General features: G+C 41.9%; 11 protein-coding genes. 10 read left to right on the forward strand and 1 reads right to left on the reverse strand.

Annotated elements, in window-relative coordinates; all coding sequences use genetic code 11:
- Positions 1-43: 43 nt before the first annotated feature.
- The 10 genes from IM797_RS10490 (at position 44) to IM797_RS10535 (ending at position 16714) form a co-directional block, all read left to right on the forward strand.
- Positions 44-598 carry a sigma-70 family RNA polymerase sigma factor gene (locus IM797_RS10490; protein WP_194127058.1) on the forward strand — a complete coding sequence of 185 codons (555 nt, stop codon included), beginning with the start codon at positions 44-46 and terminating at the stop codon, positions 596-598.
- Positions 599-694: 96 nt separating this feature from the next.
- Positions 695-1711 carry a FecR family protein gene (locus tag IM797_RS10495; RefSeq protein ID WP_194127059.1) on the forward strand — a complete coding sequence of 339 codons (1017 nt, stop codon included), beginning with the start codon at positions 695-697 and terminating at the stop codon, positions 1709-1711.
- Positions 1712-1808: 97 nt separating this feature from the next.
- On the forward strand, positions 1809-5261 hold the full coding sequence (locus tag IM797_RS10500; RefSeq protein ID WP_194127060.1) for a SusC/RagA family TonB-linked outer membrane protein: 3453 nt from the start codon (positions 1809-1811) through the stop codon (positions 5259-5261).
- A gap of 11 nt (positions 5262-5272) precedes the next feature.
- On the forward strand, positions 5273-6745 hold the full coding sequence (locus IM797_RS10505; protein WP_194127061.1) for a SusD/RagB family nutrient-binding outer membrane lipoprotein: 1473 nt from the start codon (positions 5273-5275) through the stop codon (positions 6743-6745).
- Between the two features lie 23 nt (positions 6746-6768).
- Positions 6769-8055 (forward strand): metallophosphoesterase family protein, encoded by a 1287-nt coding sequence (locus IM797_RS10510; RefSeq protein WP_194127062.1) that lies wholly within the window; start codon positions 6769-6771, stop codon positions 8053-8055.
- Between the two features lie 153 nt (positions 8056-8208).
- The gene (locus IM797_RS10515; protein WP_194127063.1) at positions 8209-9141 is read left to right on the forward strand and encodes a hypothetical protein; all 933 of its coding nucleotides are present in this window, start codon (positions 8209-8211) and stop codon (positions 9139-9141) included.
- A 63-nt stretch (positions 9142-9204) separates the two neighbouring features.
- Positions 9205-10074: a YARHG domain-containing protein gene (locus IM797_RS10520; protein ID WP_194127064.1), complete on the forward strand. Its 870-nt coding sequence runs from the start codon at positions 9205-9207 to the stop codon at positions 10072-10074.
- A gap of 126 nt (positions 10075-10200) precedes the next feature.
- Positions 10201-12648 (forward strand): glycoside hydrolase N-terminal domain-containing protein, encoded by a 2448-nt coding sequence (locus tag IM797_RS10525; RefSeq protein WP_194127065.1) that lies wholly within the window; start codon positions 10201-10203, stop codon positions 12646-12648.
- Between the two features lie 11 nt (positions 12649-12659).
- Complete coding sequence (locus IM797_RS10530) at positions 12660-15083, forward strand: hypothetical protein (RefSeq protein WP_194127066.1); 2424 nt, start codon at positions 12660-12662, stop codon at positions 15081-15083.
- Positions 15084-15100: 17 nt separating this feature from the next.
- On the forward strand, positions 15101-16714 hold the full coding sequence (locus IM797_RS10535; protein ID WP_194127067.1) for an arylsulfatase: 1614 nt from the start codon (positions 15101-15103) through the stop codon (positions 16712-16714).
- Between the two features lie 81 nt (positions 16715-16795).
- On the opposite strand, the gene IM797_RS10540 is transcribed toward IM797_RS10535, so the two are convergent.
- Positions 16796-18328 (reverse strand): RagB/SusD family nutrient uptake outer membrane protein, encoded by a 1533-nt coding sequence (locus tag IM797_RS10540; RefSeq protein WP_194127068.1) that lies wholly within the window; start codon positions 18326-18328, stop codon positions 16796-16798.
- Positions 18329-18343 lie beyond the last annotated feature (15 nt).

Genomic DNA, 18343 nt, shown 5'->3' on the forward strand with positions numbered 1-18343 from the left:
AATATATGCGTCATGTGGTGGTTCTAATTTTGCTCCATATTTTATGGGCGAAAATAATACTGCCGGGTTTAACGAAGATGACGTACGTACACTCGATGACAAAGCATTCGAGGATCTTTACCGTCGCATGTATCCTACGCTGAAAAAGTATGCAATATATCTGGTAAAGGATATTGAAGATGCACAGCTAATTTTGAATGATGTATTTATTGCCATCTGGAAAAATAAGATTCTGCTCATCAATGAAAAAGCTTACCTGTTCCGGGCTGTAAAAAACGGTGCTAATAATTATCATAAAATTTCAAGATCAAATTTTCAGCACCTTGAAGATGATGAAGTTCAGGAAGTCATAGATGTAAGTGCTGATCCTTTCCAAACGTATATGTATAAAGACAGAGCACGTATGCTCTACCATCTGATTGACCAGATGCCTGAACGCAGGCGTCTCATTTTTTACATGTATAGGATTGAAGGTTTCAGCTACAAGGAAATCGCCGCGTTATTGGATATTTCTGTTCGCACAGTCGAAGATCACCTGGTTAAAGGGTTTCAGTTTTTGCAGGAAAGGGTCCTGAAAAATGAGGCTGAGTTTCGATAAATTTTACTTAACCATTTCTTAATAGAACCTTAACGTTTACCGACCCGTAATCGCAGCCTGAATCTTGTCTTGTAGTTATAAAAAAGAAATATAACAATGGACCAAGAAACCTGGAAGCTCGTACTCGATTATTTATCTGCAAAGGAGCAAGGTAAGGCTAGGGAGTTGGCAGATCTGGAGGAGCGTTTACAGGACTGGCTTCGCAAGGATCCCCAGCACCAGCAGGACTTAGATCAGGCATTGAGGTTGTGGGAACAAACAGCTATACTACCTGATAGCGAAGAATGGAAAGAGAGTTTTGACCATATTCAGATTTCGCTGCAGTCAGAAAAGCCCAGACAGAATAAGGCATTTTTAATCTGGTCGGCTGCAGCGGCCGTTATCGCCATAATGGCGATGTTTGTTGTATTGAATAAGAGCAGGCAAACCGCTTTACCTGTTGATCAGATAACCTGGATTACCAAAACTTCAAATCCCGGTAAGATTACCAATATCCTATTGCCTGACAGCACCGAGATTTGGTTAAACGCAGGAAGTAGTATCAGCTTCCCTGATAACATCAGGCAGGCATCTTTTAGAACAGTTAAATTAAATGGAGAGGCCTTCTTTAAAGTGAAGCGCGATCCAAAACATCCCTTTATTGTTCAGAGTTTAAATATCCAGACCCGTGTGTTGGGTACAAGCTTTAACATCAGGGCCTGGAAAAATTCCAGTCCCGAAGTAACCGTACTTACAGGTAAGGTTGCTGTATCAAGGGATTCTGCAGGAGTACAGTCTAAAGCCATTCATCTTGTACCCAATCAAAAAGGTATTTGTGATTTAGGATCGGGCCTACTGCATCTGGAAAATATAGAAGACGCCCGGCTGGCCATTGGTTGGACGCAAGGCAAAATGACTTTTGATCAAACACCAATAACAACCGTATTTGAAGTGATAGAACGCCGCTATGGGGTTAAGATTGTAACAGATCAGGCTTTTAAAGCTTGTAAGCTCACGGCAAAGTTTGATAACGTCAGCATTAATGAAGTGTTAAAAACCATTCAAATGACTTTAGATATCCGTTACACCATCAACAAACAGACAATTTATATAAAAGGAGGTAAATGTAATTAGACACCTATACAAAAATAGCCGAAGCATGTTGGCGCACGCTTTCGGCTAAGAATTTCAATTTTATTTTAACCCATCAATGATTAAAACACTCAAAGTTATGAAAAAGTCCGCAGTGACTAATCAATTAATTTATAAAGTAATGCGTTTTTTTACCCTGATCTATTTTTTTATTTCTGTGATGCTCTTTACAGGGCAAGCCTCTCCTGTACACGCACAGGATCTGAACAGCAGGATCAGTTTCAGCTTTAAACATGGTACGCTGACCGAATTACTTAAAAACATCGAAAAGAAAACCAGTCTGTCTTTTGTTTACACCAACAACGACGCGGTATTGAACCGGAAGGTTGAAACGGTTAGGGCCGACAATGAGTTGGTTAGCAGTTTACTTAACCGGATACTGACTCCTCTTCAACTCACTTACCAGGTTCAGAACAACCAGGTCATCATTAAAAAAGCGATGCGTGTGAAAGGTAAGGTAACTGATGAAAAAGGACTGCCTATGCCTGGTGTCAGCGTTATTGAAAAAGGCGTGGACAATACTTCGGTAACCAACCTGAATGGGGAGTATAGCCTGAACGTGAAGGACGGCTCATCAATACTCATTTTTAAAATGATGGGCTATCAGCATGAGGAGCTTGCTATAAACGGACAGGTGATCATTAATGTCAGCCTTAAACCTGATCAAACTGCGCTTTCCGAAGTAGTGGTTACCGCTTTGGGTATCAAACGATCAGAAAAGGCACTGGGTTATTCCATTGCAACGGTTAAAGGAAGCGATGTCAACACCGTTAAAGAAGTCAATGTGATCAATTCCCTGGCTGGAAAGGTAGCTGGTGTAAATGTAGTAAGTGCGGGCTCCGATCCCGGTTCTTCAGCTTTCATCACCATTCGCGGTCAGTCTTCTATTGCGACCGACAACCAACCGCTTTTTGTGGTAGATGGTGTTCCGGTAGCACATTCTTTACGGGCAACATCAGAAGTCGGTCGTTCATCAGTAGATTATGGTAGTCCCATTGCTGACATTAGTCCGGATGACATCGAGAGCGTTACCATATTGAAAGGTGCCAGTGCTGCGGCATTATACGGCAGCAGGGCAGGAAGTGGGGTGGTGCTCATTACTACAAAAAGTGGGGCGACAAGTAAAAAAGGTTTAGGTGTAAGCTTCAACTCCAATGCCATGTACGACCAGGCCTGGATGTTTCCTCATTTCCAAAACCAGTTTGGTGCAGGAGAATATACCGATGATCCTGCCGTTTCTACAACCTCGGCCTGGGGGCCTCGATTAGATGTGGGTACCAAACACCTGCAATGGAACAGTCCGCTTGATGCGAATGGAAAACCAGTCCCTACAGATTGGGTATCGCACCCCAATAATGCTAAAGATTTCTATAGAACAGGTTCTACCTATACCAATAACATTGCCATTACCGGTAAAAATGCAGATGGTAATTATAGGCTTTCTTATACCAACCTGGTAAATAAAGGCATTGTGCCCAACACGGATTTAAGTCGTAATACCTTAAATCTGGCTGCAACTTATGTATTGCATCCTAAAGTTAAAATCAGCACCAATTTGGGCTACGTAAATAACAAGAGTGATAACCGTCCATCGGCTTATCGGGAAAGCGTAACACAAATGCTGTATTCTATGCCGTCAAATATGAACATTAATGATTTGAAGAATTATTGGAAACCAGGAAGGGAAAATTTAGAGCAATTCTCTCCGGATGATTCGGACAACCCTTATTTTGTGGCTTACGAACATACCAATGGATACGATAGAAATCGCATTACTGGAAATGTACAATTGGTAATTGATTTAACCAAGGACCTGAGTTTTATGGCACGTACCGGACTTGATCTGTATAATGAACAGCATGAAACCAAACGCCCTTTTAGTTCCAAACGGTTTAAATTTGGTGGTTATGGTGTGGATAATAGTTTCTTCAAAGAGCAAAACACAGATTTTCTGCTAAGCTATAAGAAGACTTTAAATGAAGATTGGTCCTTTGATATAGCTGTTGGCGGTAACCAGATGGATCAAACTGGCCGGAGTACAGCACAGCGTACGGAGAGTTTGAGTATTCCAGGCATCTATAACATCAGCAATGCACAGGCAGGAACTATTGCCAATTCTCAAGGCAGTTCCCGTAAACGGATCAACAGCTTTTATGGAATGGGTCATGCTTCTTACAAGGATATGGTGTTTCTGGATGTGACAGGAAGAAACGATTGGTCTAGTACACTTCCTTCAAAAAATAATTCTTATTTCTATCCTTCAGTTTCCTTAAGTACGGTTTTAACAGATGTGTTTAAAATCAAGTCCGATGTGTTGTCATTTGCTAAAATCAGGGCCAACTGGGCACAGGTTGGTAGCGACACCGATCCTTACCAGTTGTACAACACCATTCCTTTTAATCAGGACTGGGGTGATGTGAAAAGAGCAACCATTGAATTTAACCTTAAGAATAACTTCTTAAAACCAGAAATCGCAACTTCATATGAGTTTGGTGGCGATCTGCGTTTTCTGGATAGTCGGTTGGGCTTAGATGTCACTTGGTATAAAACAAATAAAAGAAACCAGATCATCAATATCCCGACAACCATTGCTTCTGGTGCTTCAAACCGTTTGATCAATGCAGGTAACATTCAGAATAGTGGATGGGAAATTGGCTTCTTTGCCGTTCCGGTCAAAGCAGCATTGAAATGGGAAATGAATGTCAACTTCACCAAAAATGAAAATAAGGTAATTTCCTTAATGGAAGGTTTGCCCGAATATTCTATGGGCAGTGCCGATGGAGATAACATCCGTTACCTGATTAAAGAGGGAACCAAAATCGGAGATTTTTATACACCAAGCTATACTAAGGTACCAACCGGGCCAAATGCAGGTGCTGCGTTATTGGATAAAACCGGACATTATATCCGCAACAATACCGAATACATCAAAGTAGGTAATTACAATCCTGATTTTACAGTAGGCTTTAACAATACCTTCAGCTATAAAAGCCTTACCTTAAATTTTCTATTAGACTGGCGTAAAGGCGGAAATTTTTACTCTTATGTAGTTAAAAGTTTGATCAATGCCGGTTTAACAGATAATACGCTCGCAGGAAGGGATGCCCAAACAGGTGGCTTGCCATGGGTTGATTCACAAGGAAGATCAAGGAATGACGGTATGATTATTCCGGGCTATATTGCCAATACCGATGGAAGCTTTTCTGAAAATAAGGTCATCATTGCCGCTTCTGATTTTTACAACAATACTTACAATAAATACTACGAGCGCTTAACCTATTCCGCATCATTTCTGAAGTTGAGAGAAGCCTCTTTAACTTATGTCTTTGACAAGCAACTGTTGCGTAAACTTCCAATCAGCAACCTTTCGCTTTCCCTGATTGGTAGAAATCTGTATACCTGGACAGCCAACGGATTGGGTTATGATCCTGAAACTACGATGAGCGTCACCGAAGGCTTTAAATTGGGTGTTGGACACTGGACACAGCCAGGCACACGCTCTTTTGGCTTTAAATTAAGTTGTAATTTTTAATCCATAAGAAAATGAAATTCAAATATAAAACCATCCTGGTGCTATTTATGACCTTATTGGGCGCATGTACCAAAGACTTTGAAAAAATAAACACCAATCCAAATTCTCCGGAAACCACCAACACAGAATTCCTGATGTCTGAGGTTGTACTTTCTACGGCCTATGCCTACCAGGAAAATGCGGTTGGCAGAAGACCAGCTTCTGCAGCACGCTACCTGACACTGGTGCGTAATACGGGGTATGATCTATTTGATTGGGGGCCTGTAGACTGGGATGATATCTATGCCCGTTTGTCGGTCAATAAAACATTCATGGAAACGGCGCAGAAACGCTCTGAAAACCAGTATATCGCCATTAGTAAAATTATAAAGGCTTTTAATTTTAGTTATTTAACCGACTTATACGGAGACGTCCCGTATTCGCAGGCACTTAAATCTAAAGAGAGCAATGTAATTTATCCGGAGTACGACCAGCAACAGGTGATCTATCCGGATTTATTGAAGGAACTTCGTGAAGCCAATGAGCTACTGAAAGGGGCACCTGCTGAATTCAATGCCAAAGCCGACGTAATGTTCAAAGGTAAAGCCTTACAGTGGCGTAAGTTTGCCAACAGCTTGCGTTTAAGAATGTTGTTGCGCATCTCCAAAAATTATGCTTCTGCATTTACAGAAATGCAGGAAATCATCAATGATAAAGCTGCATATCCAATTTTTGAAAGCAGTGCTGACAATGCCGAAATCGCTTACTTAGGAAACCTGGCTGGATACAGCTGGCCTGGAGGTCCTTTGGCAATGATTGATTTTGATTATCAGAAAACAAAAGTAAGTAAGGAACTGGTTGACCGTCTCGTGCAAAGAAACGATCCGAGATTGGGTGTTTGGGTAGAGCCGGTTAAAAGTACAACCGGGTCAACCGTAGACCTCAACAGATATGTTGGTGTGCCTAATGCCATCGATGCGCCTGCGGCTTATAATGGCGGTGAAGATCATGTATCCCTTTTTTCTTCTACCTTTTTCAGAAAGAACGGTGCAGCGTCAAATCCATTGTTAAAGGCAAGTTTGGTTACTTATACTGAATTGTGTTTTATTTTGGCTGAATCGATGCAGAAAGGTAAGCTCACTGTGCCTGGTGAAACTGCTGAATCTATGTATTATAAAGCGATTAGAGAATCGATGAGCAGTTACGCAGTTACAGCGCCAGCAGCTTATTACGATCAGGTGCTCGTTAAGTACGACGGTTCGCTGGAACAACTGATCACCCAGAAGTGGATGGCCATGTTGTTTAAAGGTGCAGAGGGCTGGTTTGATCAGCGTCGCACAGGGTTTCCTGCTTTTGTAACTGGTCCACTTGCTGCTGGCCGCGGAATCCCGAAACGCTACGTTTTCCCAGATTCTGAAAGCGCTAAAAATAAAACCAATTATCAAAAAGCAGTAGCTGCTTTCGGCGCAGATAAGGAGTCTACATTAATGTGGTCCCTAAAATAAAATAAAACACATTAAACTGAAATATGAATAATTTAAAAAGATCAATGGTACTGACGGCGCTGCTTCTTATGGCAGGTATCGGTAAAACAATTGCCCAGGATTTTAATCCGAAACATTTTCCAGACCGGGTGATTTTAACCTGGACCGGAAATCCTGAAGTAAGTCAGACGGTTACCTGGCGTACAGATACCACGATTATGGCTTCTAAAGCTCAAATCAAAGCCGAAGATTCTAGTCCGGCCCTGGAAGAGTCCATCACTACCTACGATGCAGGATCCCGTATTTTGTCTGGTGGAAATAACTATGCCACTGCAAAATATCACCAGGTTACTTTTACCAACCTGAAACCAGGAACGGTATATGCCTACCGTGTAGGATCGGGCGACTACTGGAGTGAATGGTTTCAATTTACGACAGCATCCAATACCAATAAACCTTTTTCTTTCATTTACCTGGGGGACGCTCAGAATGATATCCGTTCAAAATGGTCACGCGTCATCCGTAAAGCATTTGCACATCAGCCTGATGCCCGGTTTATCATCCATACAGGTGATTTAATTAACCGGTCAAACAACGATCAGGAATGGGGCGAATGGCATTATGGAGGTGGATTTATCAATGGGATGATCCCGAGTTTACCTTCACCGGGTAACCATGAATATGTACGGGACGACACCCGGAAGTTGATTCTGGATCCACATTGGGGTGTTCAATACACCTTGCCGGGTAATGGACCTAAAGGCTTGGAAGAATCTGTGTATTATGTCGACTATCAGAATGTTCGCATCATCTCACTGGACTCGCAAATGATTATCCTGGACGAGGCTTCGGCTAAGATCCAGTACGAATGGCTGGAAAAGGTTTTAAAAGAGAATAAGAAACTCTGGACGGTCATTACCTTTCATCATCCTATTTTTTCTACAGCAAAAAGCAGGGATAATAAAGAATTTAGAGCGCAGTTCAAACCTTTGTTTGACAAGTACCACATCGACCTGGTTTTGCAGGGGCATGACCATACCTATAGCCGCGGACAAAACCTTCCACGTGGCCTATCGGGCAGGGAAGCAAGCGGACCGGTTTATCTGGTTTCTGTAGCTGGGCCTAAAATGTACAAAGTGGATGGTGCCAGATGGATGAATGTTTCTCTGGAAAATACCCAGCTTTTTCAAACGATTCATGTAGATGGTCAAAACCTGAAATTTGAAGCCTATAAAACCTCAGGAGAACTATTTGATGCATTTTCATTGAAGAAAACAAGTCGGGACCGTGCAGCAGAATTTAAAGATCTGAATCCTGCTGCCAAAAAATAGTAAATAAAGACGTTTTTTTACGTAAAAACTTCGGGAACGCTGTATCATCTGATACAGCGTTTTCTTTTTGCATTGGTAAATCATTTGCTGCTGATTTTACTTTATTTTAACCTGAATGTTTTACCTTGCGGCCTTATTTAACGTTTTCTATCCATGATAAAAAAGATGATCCTCAGTTTGCTGCTTGTTTATAGCTGCGGGCAATTGAATGCACAAGAAAATCCGGTAAAAATTACCCGAAAGGTAAATGCAGACCGTTCTGTTGATCTGGAGTTTGAAAAACCTGATCCTGGGAGTTATACCATCGTACTTAAGTTTGGGGACATTAGCAATTTTAACAGTTCCGATCAGGAGCAGATCGGGATTAAAAATTATTCCGGAACAGTGTACACGGCAAAGCCAGAAAATAAAGACAGACAGGTAAATTTCTCTTATACGTATTACACTTTTCGAGGCAAGCTGAATCCAAAGTATAATGCTGATTTTGTTTATATCCTTCCTTATAAAAGCGGAACTAAAGTCAGGGTTGCTGAAGCAGGATATTTATACACCACATATTTTGGTACCACCACACCAGAAGACTGGAAAGTATATCGTTTTTATACGCAGGACGAGCAACCGGTTGTAGCAGTGCGTAAGGGGATAATCGTTGACGTTAAAGATTTGTACGAAACAGAATCCGCCAATGAGGCTTCTTATACGAGTAAAACAAATGAACTTACTGTCGAGCACGCCGATGGTACACTTGCCACTTATAAAGGCTTTAAAAAAGGTAGTATTTCGGTAAAGGTTGGAGAAACGGTCTTTCCCTCTACAGTATTGGGAATGAATAGTAAAACCAATTCAAACAGCCGGTATGGGATCTTATTATCCACCATTTATCTGAAATCGGCAGATATTGACGCCAGGAAGAAAGGTGTTAAAGAATCTAAAAGTATTTATGGTTTTGTAACGCCTAAATTTTTCACGGCAGCGGATCCGGGAGCGATACTGGCCGCTCAACAAGAATATACAGCAGCAGATTCACCGGAGGTTTTACAAAAAGAGCTTTCTAAAAAAGAATTGAAGAAGCTGCAAAAACAGTAATTATTGATTTTTGTTGTATAATTTTTAACTTGTTGATAAAACGCATTTACCTGTATAAAGCTTATGAAGAAAATAGTATTGATCTGTAGCATTGTGATGCTGATGTGCGCTTGCCGTGATAAAAATAAATCTGGTACCAACACCAATCCTGGAGGTCAGGATGAAATTCATAAAGATTTATACGGTTTCTGGGTGGGTGATTTTCTTTTCGAAGGGGATTATGTTTATGAAGGAAATGAGCGTCCGGCTAAAATAAATATTGTAATCAAAAAAATAACAAAAAACGAAGTTATAGGGCAGAGTATTGTAGGTGGGAAAAAACGTATTTTAATCGGTAAAGTGTTTGAAGAGGGCGATAAACTCAGATTTGTAATGGATGAATCTGGTAGTTTAAAAACCGATGGGCGTTACGAATTTGAACTGAAAGGCGATACCTTAATTGGGGTGTGGAATGGTTTCAAAAAGGATGATCAAATGGGTAAAATGCAGTATAAATTGTTAAAGAAAGCATTTGTATACAATCCGAACTTAATGTTGCCGAAAACCGATTATATCGATTGGAGCACTTCCCGGGATCAAACCCGTTTAGATACCTTGGATGATGGAAAGGTGGATACCTCAGTGATGGTCCTTTTTCGAAGCGCCTCTCCGCAGATTTTTGAAATCAATGCCTCGAATACTTTGCTGAAGGCTGCTCAATTGAAAAACCTCCGTAAGTTGGATTTGCAAATCATTAAGAACACGGTTTTTGCCAGACATGGCTACTTTTTTAAAAAAAGCAGCATTCGCGACTTTTTTGATCCCGTGGAATGGTATATCCCGATATCAAATGATGTGGGCAAAGAACTGACCCCTATTGAACAGGCCAATATCAAGCTCTTGCAGCGTTATGAAAAATATGCTGAGGATAATTATGATGCTTTTGGACGTTAAATAAGCAGGATGCCACAGGTTGCTGGCGCGGGAGATATTTTTTAAGTTCACAGAACCAAATTTATCCCCTTGTCAATCGCATGTATATAGCTATCCCGACTTGGCACTGGGATTTAAGCTATTGAAATGAGATACAAAATTACACTGCTTGCCCTTTTTGTCTGTGCCAATGGCCTTGTATTAAAGGCCCAAAATTCAAAATCAATTGATGCGTTTGCGACGTTGAGACTCTGGTACAAACAACCTGCAAAAAACTGGGACGAGGCTTTGCCAATTGGAAACGGACGGCTTGGTGCTATGATTTTTGGACGTGTAGAGCAAGAGTTAATTCAATTGAATGAAGAAACTTTGTGGACTGGCGGTCCGGTTAATCCAAATCCAAACCCTGAAGCACCAAAATACCTACCTGAAGTTAGGAAATTGCTTTTTGAAGGCCGAAGTGGAGATGCCAGTAAATTGATGCGTAAAATGCAGGGGCCAAATACCAATATGTATCAGCCCCTGGGGGATGTGATTTTGAAACAGGTAGTGGATGGTACAGTTACCGATTATACCCGGGACCTTGATATTTCTACCGCGATTGCAAGCACACGGTTTACAGTAAACGGCGTTCGATATACACGTGAATATTTTTCCTCAGCTCCAGATCAGGTTATGGTGATGCGGCTCCGGTCAAGTAAACTAAAGGCATTGAACATCAGTTTGTCTTTGTTCAATGAGCTTGAGCATCAGGTAGTAGCTGCTGGTAGCAATGAACTTATCTTGAAAGGAAAGGCACGTATCTATTCAGATGAACGCCGGAACCCCAAACCGATCATATATAACGATAGTCTCCGTCATAACGGCATGCGTTACCAGGCGAGGATCAAAGTAATCCGTACAGATGGTAAAGTGAGCACTGATAGTTTACTACAGGTCAGCAATGCCACAGAAATTCTGGTACTCATATCTGGTGCAACCAGTTACAACGGTTATAACGTGTATCCCGATCTGAATGGGAAAGATGAAAATGCCGCAGCACTCCATGATTTGAAAGCGGCCGAAAAGAAGCCTTATCTGCAAATGGAAACTGCGCATGTTAAAGATTATCAAAACTACTTCAACAGGCTAAGTTTTTCCATCAATAATACCGGAAAGTTATTGGTAGATGTGCCTACAGATGTGCGACTTGCAAATTATAAATCCGGAAAAGCAGATTTTGGGTTGGAACAATTGTATTTTCAATTTGGTAGATACCTGTTAATTTCATGTTCACGCCCGGGCGGTATTCCTGCAAATTTGCAAGGGATATGGAATCCATTGATCAGACCATCCTGGAGAAGCAATTTTACCACCAATATCAATTTACAAATGAATTACTGGCCGGCCGAGGTTTGTAACCTCTCCGAATTAACAGAGCCTCTAATTACTCAAATCAAACACCTGGCGGTAAACGGTAAAAGTACAGCACAAAACTATTACAAAGCGTCTGGCTGGGCGGTACACCACAACTCCGACATTTGGGCGCAAACCAATCCGGTAGGAGAGGGAACAGGAGATCCCAAATGGGCCAACTGGTCTTTGGGTAGCCCCTGGCTCTCCCAGCATTTATACGAGCATTACCGCTTCACTAAAGATAAAAATTACTTAAAAGATACGGCCTATCCACTGATGAAGGGCGCAGCTTTGTTCTGTCTGGACTGGCTGGTAGAAAAGGATGGTTATCTTGTTACAGCACCTTCTACTTCTCCTGAAAACAGTTATATTCTTCCAAATGGAAACAAGGAAGTGGTAACCATTGCGTCGACTATGGACATGTCGATCATTCGTGATCTCTTTACCAATGTTATTGAAGCTGCCGGGGTTTTGAATGTGGATAAAGAATTTGCAGCGATGCTAAAAACTAAATATGCCAGACTTTACCCTTTACATATCGGAAAGAAAGGTAATTTACAGGAATGGTATGGCGACTGGGAAGATGTCGACCCGCAGCACCGTCACGTTTCTCAATTGTTTGGTTTGCACCCCGGGCGGGAAATCTCGCCATTGCTGGATTCGACATATGCCAATGCCGCACGTAAAACATTGGAAACGCGTGGCGATGAGGGCACCGGATGGAGTAAAGCCTGGAAAATTAACTTTTGGGCCAGACTGCTGGACGGCAATCATTCCTATAAGATGTACCAGGAATTGTTGAAAAACTCAACCCTAAATAACCTGTTTGACACCCATCCTCCATTTCAGATTGACGGTAATTTCGGTGCAACAGCCGGCGTTGCAGAAATGCTTCTGCAAAGTCATCTGGGTACCGTACAGCTGCTGCCGGCTTTGCCAGACAGCTGGAAAAGTGGCGTAGTGAAAGGCCTGGTAGCCAGAGGTGGCTTTGTGATAGATTTGTATTGGGAAAATCACATGTTGACGAAATCGACTATTCTTTCAAAAAGCGGTGGACAAATTACTTTGCAAACCAAATCTCCGATAAAAATAAACGGACTCAAAACAGAATCCAGACAACTAAAAACCAGTCTGGGTGTCGTTTATCAAACCATTGCCGATACCAGGGCTGGCGTCACCTACACGCTCCAAAACATTTAACCCAATATGAAATGAACCTGAACCGAATTGCAATCCTAGTTTCTTTAAGCCTTCTGCCTGTTGTTGGTCTGGCACAGGAAAAAGTTCCGACCACCACAACTGCTCCCGCTAAAAGTATAACCTGGTTTTTTGAAAAAACATACCTCCATACCGACCGTAATTATTACAGTACGGGTGAGGATCTTTGGTTTACAGCCTACCTGGTCAATGGAAAAAGTGCCAGTTTAACTTCAACAAGTAACAATTTATATGTCGAGCTCATTTCGCCTGCATCTGAAATTATCGACCGTAAAGTAATCCGCATGGATCAGGGATTGGGGAAAGGAGATTTTAAACTCAAAGATTCTATTCCCAGTGGATGGTATAAATTAAGGGCATATACCAACTGGATGCGGAATTTTGAAGATAAGTTTGTTTTTCAGAAGGAAATATACCTAAGTAATACACTTCCATTGAAAGGTCAAAATGCAACTGCTGTAAAAAAACAAGTTGCAGTAAATGATGTGGCGGGTGCAACACTTAATGAAAGCATTCAGTTTTTTCCGGAAGGCGGATCACTGGTGAATGATTTGATGAGCATCGTGGCTTTTAAGGCTGTAGATCAATATGGGAACGGGAGCAAGATCAGTGGTAAACTGGTATCGGAAACCGGTGAAACGATCAGTTCGTTTGAGAGTACCGATTTAGGAATGGGCATATTCACCGTTAAACCGGTTGCAGGTGTCAAATATCGTGTGGAAGCCTTGTTTGCAAACGGTAAAAAGGTGACTTCAGTGCTTCCTGATGCCTTAGCTAAAGGAATTTCTATGCATGTATCTACCGATTCTTTACAGGTAAAAGCAACGATTTCAATCAATGAGCCCATGCTGGCCGAACTGCAAGGCAAGGAGTTGAGCATTGACCTGAGGCATGGCGGTAACTCATTTTATGCAGGCAATATTAAAGTCGATAAATCTCAGATTTTAGTATCTGTTCCTCTAAAAGATCTGCCGCAGGGTGTGACTGCGATTACACTGAATGACAACCAGGGAAGGCCGCATTGTGAAAGATTAATCTATGTCCCAGGCGCTGTAATTAATTTGTCTGTGACAAGTGATAAAACAAGCTATAAACCAAAAGAGCGTGTGAATCTGACTGTAAAGGCTTCTGATCAAAGTGGTAAACCTGTTCAGGCTTACTTATCTTTAGCTGCGGTAGATGCTATTGTTCCTGCAAATGGAAGCAGCATTACCTCGTATTTATTACTGGAATCTGAGATCAAAGGTAAAATACAGGATCCGGACCGATATTTTGATACCAAAAATGCCGGTCGCTTAAAGCAGCTGGACCTTTTGTTGATGACGCAAGGCTGGCGGGATTATTTGTGGAAAAGGCTGGCCGAATCAAAACCTTTGCTGAGCTTTATGCCTGAACCAGGCATCACCCTTTCGGGCAGGGTAAGGCAAAAAGTAGGTAGTAAGCCAATTCCAGACATGAACATTACTTTAATGGGCAATGGACTGGTTGGTGATAAAATATACATGACCAAAAGCATGGCTGATGGCCGGTATTTTCTGGATGGTTTAAACTGGACCGGAGATCAGGCAATCAAGCTGACTTCAAAAGATGATAAAGGAAAGTCGGGCGGATGGATTTTGCTCGATTCACTGTTTAAAAATCCGATGAAAATTGATCTTCCTGCGGGGCCAGAGCAGAAAAGTCCGGATTTGGCCATGTTCAATACCGAATTGGCTAAGCGGATGTTGCTAAACCGGATTGCGAAGATAAATGATACCATTAGTTTAAAAGAGGTAGTGATTGACGGAAAGGATAAAAAAACAGTGCGACTTTGGGATGAGACGCTGACCAGTTTTGGCTATCCGGATCTGGAGTACGTGATTACTCCGGCTGACTATGATTATAAAGGTTTAGAACATTTCTTGCTGACCAAGGTTCCCGGGGCTGTGTCGCTTTCAGATACTACGGATGGAATTGCTTTCATTACAAGAGGAAAAAAAGCGAAACCAAGGTTTATTGTAAACCGGAGGGAAGATGTTTTTGATCGCGACGATTACTATAGTTTACCAATGGATCAAATTAATAAGGTTGTGGTACGTCACATGATCAGAAATGGTGGTGAGGATGCTTATTTAATCAATCTTGACCTGAAAGAAACTGCCTTCGGGGGTGCAAATCTGGATGTTTTAACCACCACGGTTCCAGGTTACTATAAATCCCGTGTTTTTTATACCCCGGTTTATCAGGATCAAACCGGTGCAAAAAAAGATTTACGCACCACCATTTTCTGGGCTCCGCTTTTAAAAACTGATGCACAGGGGAGGGCCACCCTCAGCTTTTTGAATGCAGAGCCAAAATCAACCATTAGCATTCGTACTGAGGGCATCACAAACAATGGCGTTCCAATAGTAGCGACTGCAAAATACCAGGTTCAATAAATTACTAATACCAATATATGTTACACAAAATCATCTTATTCGCATTGTTCTCATCGGCAACAACCGGATTTGCAATAAAGCATACGGATCCGCCAGCAAAGAAACCAAATATCATCGTCATACTGGCCGACGATATGGGCTATTCAGATATCGGTTGTTTTGGTTCTGAGACCAGCACCCCAAACCTGGATGAAATGGCTGCAAAGGGTTTAAAAATGACGCAGTTTTACAATGCTTCTCGCTGTTGCCCAAGTAGGGCTTCTTTGCTGACGGGTCTGTATCAGCATCAGGCGGGCGTAGGCGACATGATGAATACCCGCAAGGAACCCGCTTATCAGGGCTACCTGAATCAAAATTGCGTAACCATTGCAGAAGCATTGAAACCTTATGGCTATACTACACTGATGGCGGGTAAATGGCATGTTGGACAAGCACCTGAACACTGGCCGCGCAAACGTGGCTTTGATCGTTACTTTGGCTTGATTGATGGTGCTGGTAGTTATTTCGGGCCTTATCCATATCGTCCAAATCAAAAGCTGACTATTGCATTGGATGACCAGGAATTTACACCAGGAAAGAATTACTATTCTACAGATGCTTATACCGATCACGCGCTGGAGTTCATTGAGCAAAACAAGAACTCCGGGAAACCGTTTTTTCTTTATTTAGCGTATCAGGCGCCACATTGGCCCTTGCAGGCTTTACCAGAAGATATTGCGAAATATAAAGGTAAATACATGCAGGGTTGGGATAAATTGAGAATCGCAAGGTTCAAGAAAATGCAGGCTGCAGGAATTATTGACCCGCAAATCAAACTTTCACCAAGAGATGGAAAGGTACCCGAATGGGATAGTCTGAGTCAACAGGAAAAGATTTACTGGGACGATCAGATGGCTGTGTATGCGGCAATGATTGATCGTATGGACCAGAATATTGGTCGGTTGCGTGCCAAACTGAAGGAACTTGGAGAGGCAGACAATACCGTAATTATGTTTTTATCGGATAACGGTGCCAGCAACGAGACGATCAACCCTAATGGGTTTTTACCTCAAATTTATGAAAGCAGTAAAAAGTTATCCAGTGATCCGAGTTCTTTTACTGCCTACGGCTTTCCAGGGGCAAATGTCAGCAATACACCATTTCGCATGTTCAAACATTGGGAATATGAAGGTGGAACTGCTACACCCTTTATCGCTTACGGGCCTTCCATAGTTAAAGCAGGTAGAACAGTTGCACAACCAGGGCATATCATCGATATGATGGCGACTTGCCTGGATCTGGCAGGAGGGAAGTATCCAGCCGTTTACAAAGATCAGAAAATTAAAGCAACCACTGGTTTGAGTTTGGTGCCTTTATTTAAAGGACAAAGCTGGAAGGGACATGATGCATTATTCTTTGAACATGAAGGGAATCGTGCGGTAAGACAAGGCAATTGGAAATTGGTTTCTAATTATCCGGACAATAAATGGCATCTGTTTGATCTGTTGAAAGACCGCTCTGAACTGAATGATTTGAGCAGCAGTAATCCTGCTAAAGTAAAAGAATTAAATGCGCTGTACGAGGCCTGGGCTTCGAGGTCAGATGTGATTTCTTTTGAGAAATTACAGGTGAGGAATACAGATAAGTTTTAGCCGCTTAAAAAAAGGATTTAGTTCATAAAAAAAGAGGGATTCCGTTAGGTACCCCTCTTTTTTTATGAAAATGATTTACGCTTAATAATTGAAATTTTGTTGCCAGTTGTTGCGTGTATTCAATTCACTTTGAGGAATTGGCAACAATAGGTCCCTTTTTGTTGGTAGCTGACCATTTGTTTTTGAATGGTAGTGCGTAGCGAATGCTGACAGGGTGCTTATTGCTTCTGCTTCTCCCCATCTTACGAGGTCAAAATACCTGCGGCCTTCACCAATAAACTCAAACTTGCGCTCACGTTTAATGTCCGCCATAGTTGGAGTGGCAGCTAAGGCGCCTATTCCTGCACGTATTCTGATTTTATCCACATATTCTTTAGCCTGGTTTGCCTTTCCATTTTGGATCAGCGCTTCTGCGTACAATAAATACACATCTGCATCACGAATGATCGGGAAGTTTCTCGGGAAATCGTTCCATGCTTTGATTTTGGAGTTGGTATTGTCTTTCTCCAGGAATTTGGTAATGATGTTTTTTAAGACGAAAGTCCGCGTATTTGCATTGCTGGATGTAAGCACGGCATTGTAAAAGCCGGTATCAATACTTGCTTTAAAGCGCAGGTCTTTGCTCAGTTTCATTTCCTTAATTAACAAAGTATCTACACGGATATCCTGACCCTGTGTGGTGTAAGAATTAAATACCCATTCCGGATAAGGACTTCCGGATGATGCAGAACTCGTGATGTAACCGGGTAAACTGGAACCCAGGTTTGATGCACCAGACACAAATTGAATGGAGAATAAATCGTATTTATTTTCATTGGCCAATGTAAAGAGGTCTGCATATACAGGTCCAAATCTGGCGGTAACATCTGTAATGATACCAGAAAATGTAGTTTCTGCTTTAGCATAAGCAGTTGCGTCATTTAGTGGATATCCAGCCATAGTCATGTATACCTGACCAAGCAGTGCTTTCGCAGCTACGCTTCCAACACGGCCTGCATCAGCACCGGTATAGACTTTTTGCAAATTAGCAGCGGCATAATTGAGGTCCTCTACAATTAGTGCATAGATCTCAGGCAAAGGAGCGCGTGGCAACAAGATGGCATCGCGATTTTCGATCGGCTGGGTAATCAATGCTGTCGGACCAAATGAACGGGCCAGTTCTGAATAAGCATAGGCGCGTAAAAATTTAGCTTCTGCGCGGTAACGCATATATTCTCCCTCTTTGGTAAAATACAATAGGTTATTCGCCTCTTTAATCATCTGATACAACCGTGCAAAAATGGAAGAAACGATACCAGAATTTGAGGTCAATAAATATTTTCTCAAATCAAGCTGATCATTTTGCGCATTGGTTTCTCCGCCAAGATAAACTAAGTCTGACCGGTTTTCTGAAGCCAGGAAGAAATAATCTGTAGCAAAATCCGTATTGGTGCCATTTCTGCCCAAGCGTGCGTAAATTCCGTTTGCTGCTTGTCTTACTTCTATTTCATTGCTGTAAAACTGGCCTGAAGTATTGTTTTCAATCGGCTGGATATCTATAGTTTTTTTACAGGACTGCAATGCCATTAGCCCCACACCTGCAAATAAAATGATATATTTTTTATAAGTTCTCATGTTCCTGAATTAAGT

Source organism: Pedobacter sp. MC2016-24 (genome assembly GCF_015223055.1).
Lineage (GTDB): Bacteria > Bacteroidota > Bacteroidia > Sphingobacteriales > Sphingobacteriaceae > Pedobacter.

Coding starts and splice junctions, on each gene's coding strand:
- IM797_RS10515 (WP_194127063.1), top strand. CDS start 8,209: ATGATAAAAAAGATGATCCTCAGTTTGCTGCTTGTTTATAGCTGCGGG.
- IM797_RS10490 (WP_194127058.1), top strand. CDS start 44: ATGGGCGAAAATAATACTGCCGGGTTTAACGAAGATGACGTACGTACA.
- IM797_RS10495 (WP_194127059.1), top strand. CDS start 695: ATGGACCAAGAAACCTGGAAGCTCGTACTCGATTATTTATCTGCAAAG.
- IM797_RS10530 (WP_194127066.1), top strand. CDS start 12,660: ATGAACCTGAACCGAATTGCAATCCTAGTTTCTTTAAGCCTTCTGCCT.
- IM797_RS10505 (WP_194127061.1), top strand. CDS start 5,273: ATGAAATTCAAATATAAAACCATCCTGGTGCTATTTATGACCTTATTG.
- IM797_RS10540 (WP_194127068.1), bottom strand. CDS start 18,328: ATGAGAACTTATAAAAAATATATCATTTTATTTGCAGGTGTGGGGCTA.
- IM797_RS10535 (WP_194127067.1), top strand. CDS start 15,101: ATGTTACACAAAATCATCTTATTCGCATTGTTCTCATCGGCAACAACC.
- IM797_RS10525 (WP_194127065.1), top strand. CDS start 10,201: ATGAGATACAAAATTACACTGCTTGCCCTTTTTGTCTGTGCCAATGGC.
- IM797_RS10510 (WP_194127062.1), top strand. CDS start 6,769: ATGAATAATTTAAAAAGATCAATGGTACTGACGGCGCTGCTTCTTATG.
- IM797_RS10520 (WP_194127064.1), top strand. CDS start 9,205: ATGAAGAAAATAGTATTGATCTGTAGCATTGTGATGCTGATGTGCGCT.
- IM797_RS10500 (WP_194127060.1), top strand. CDS start 1,809: ATGAAAAAGTCCGCAGTGACTAATCAATTAATTTATAAAGTAATGCGT.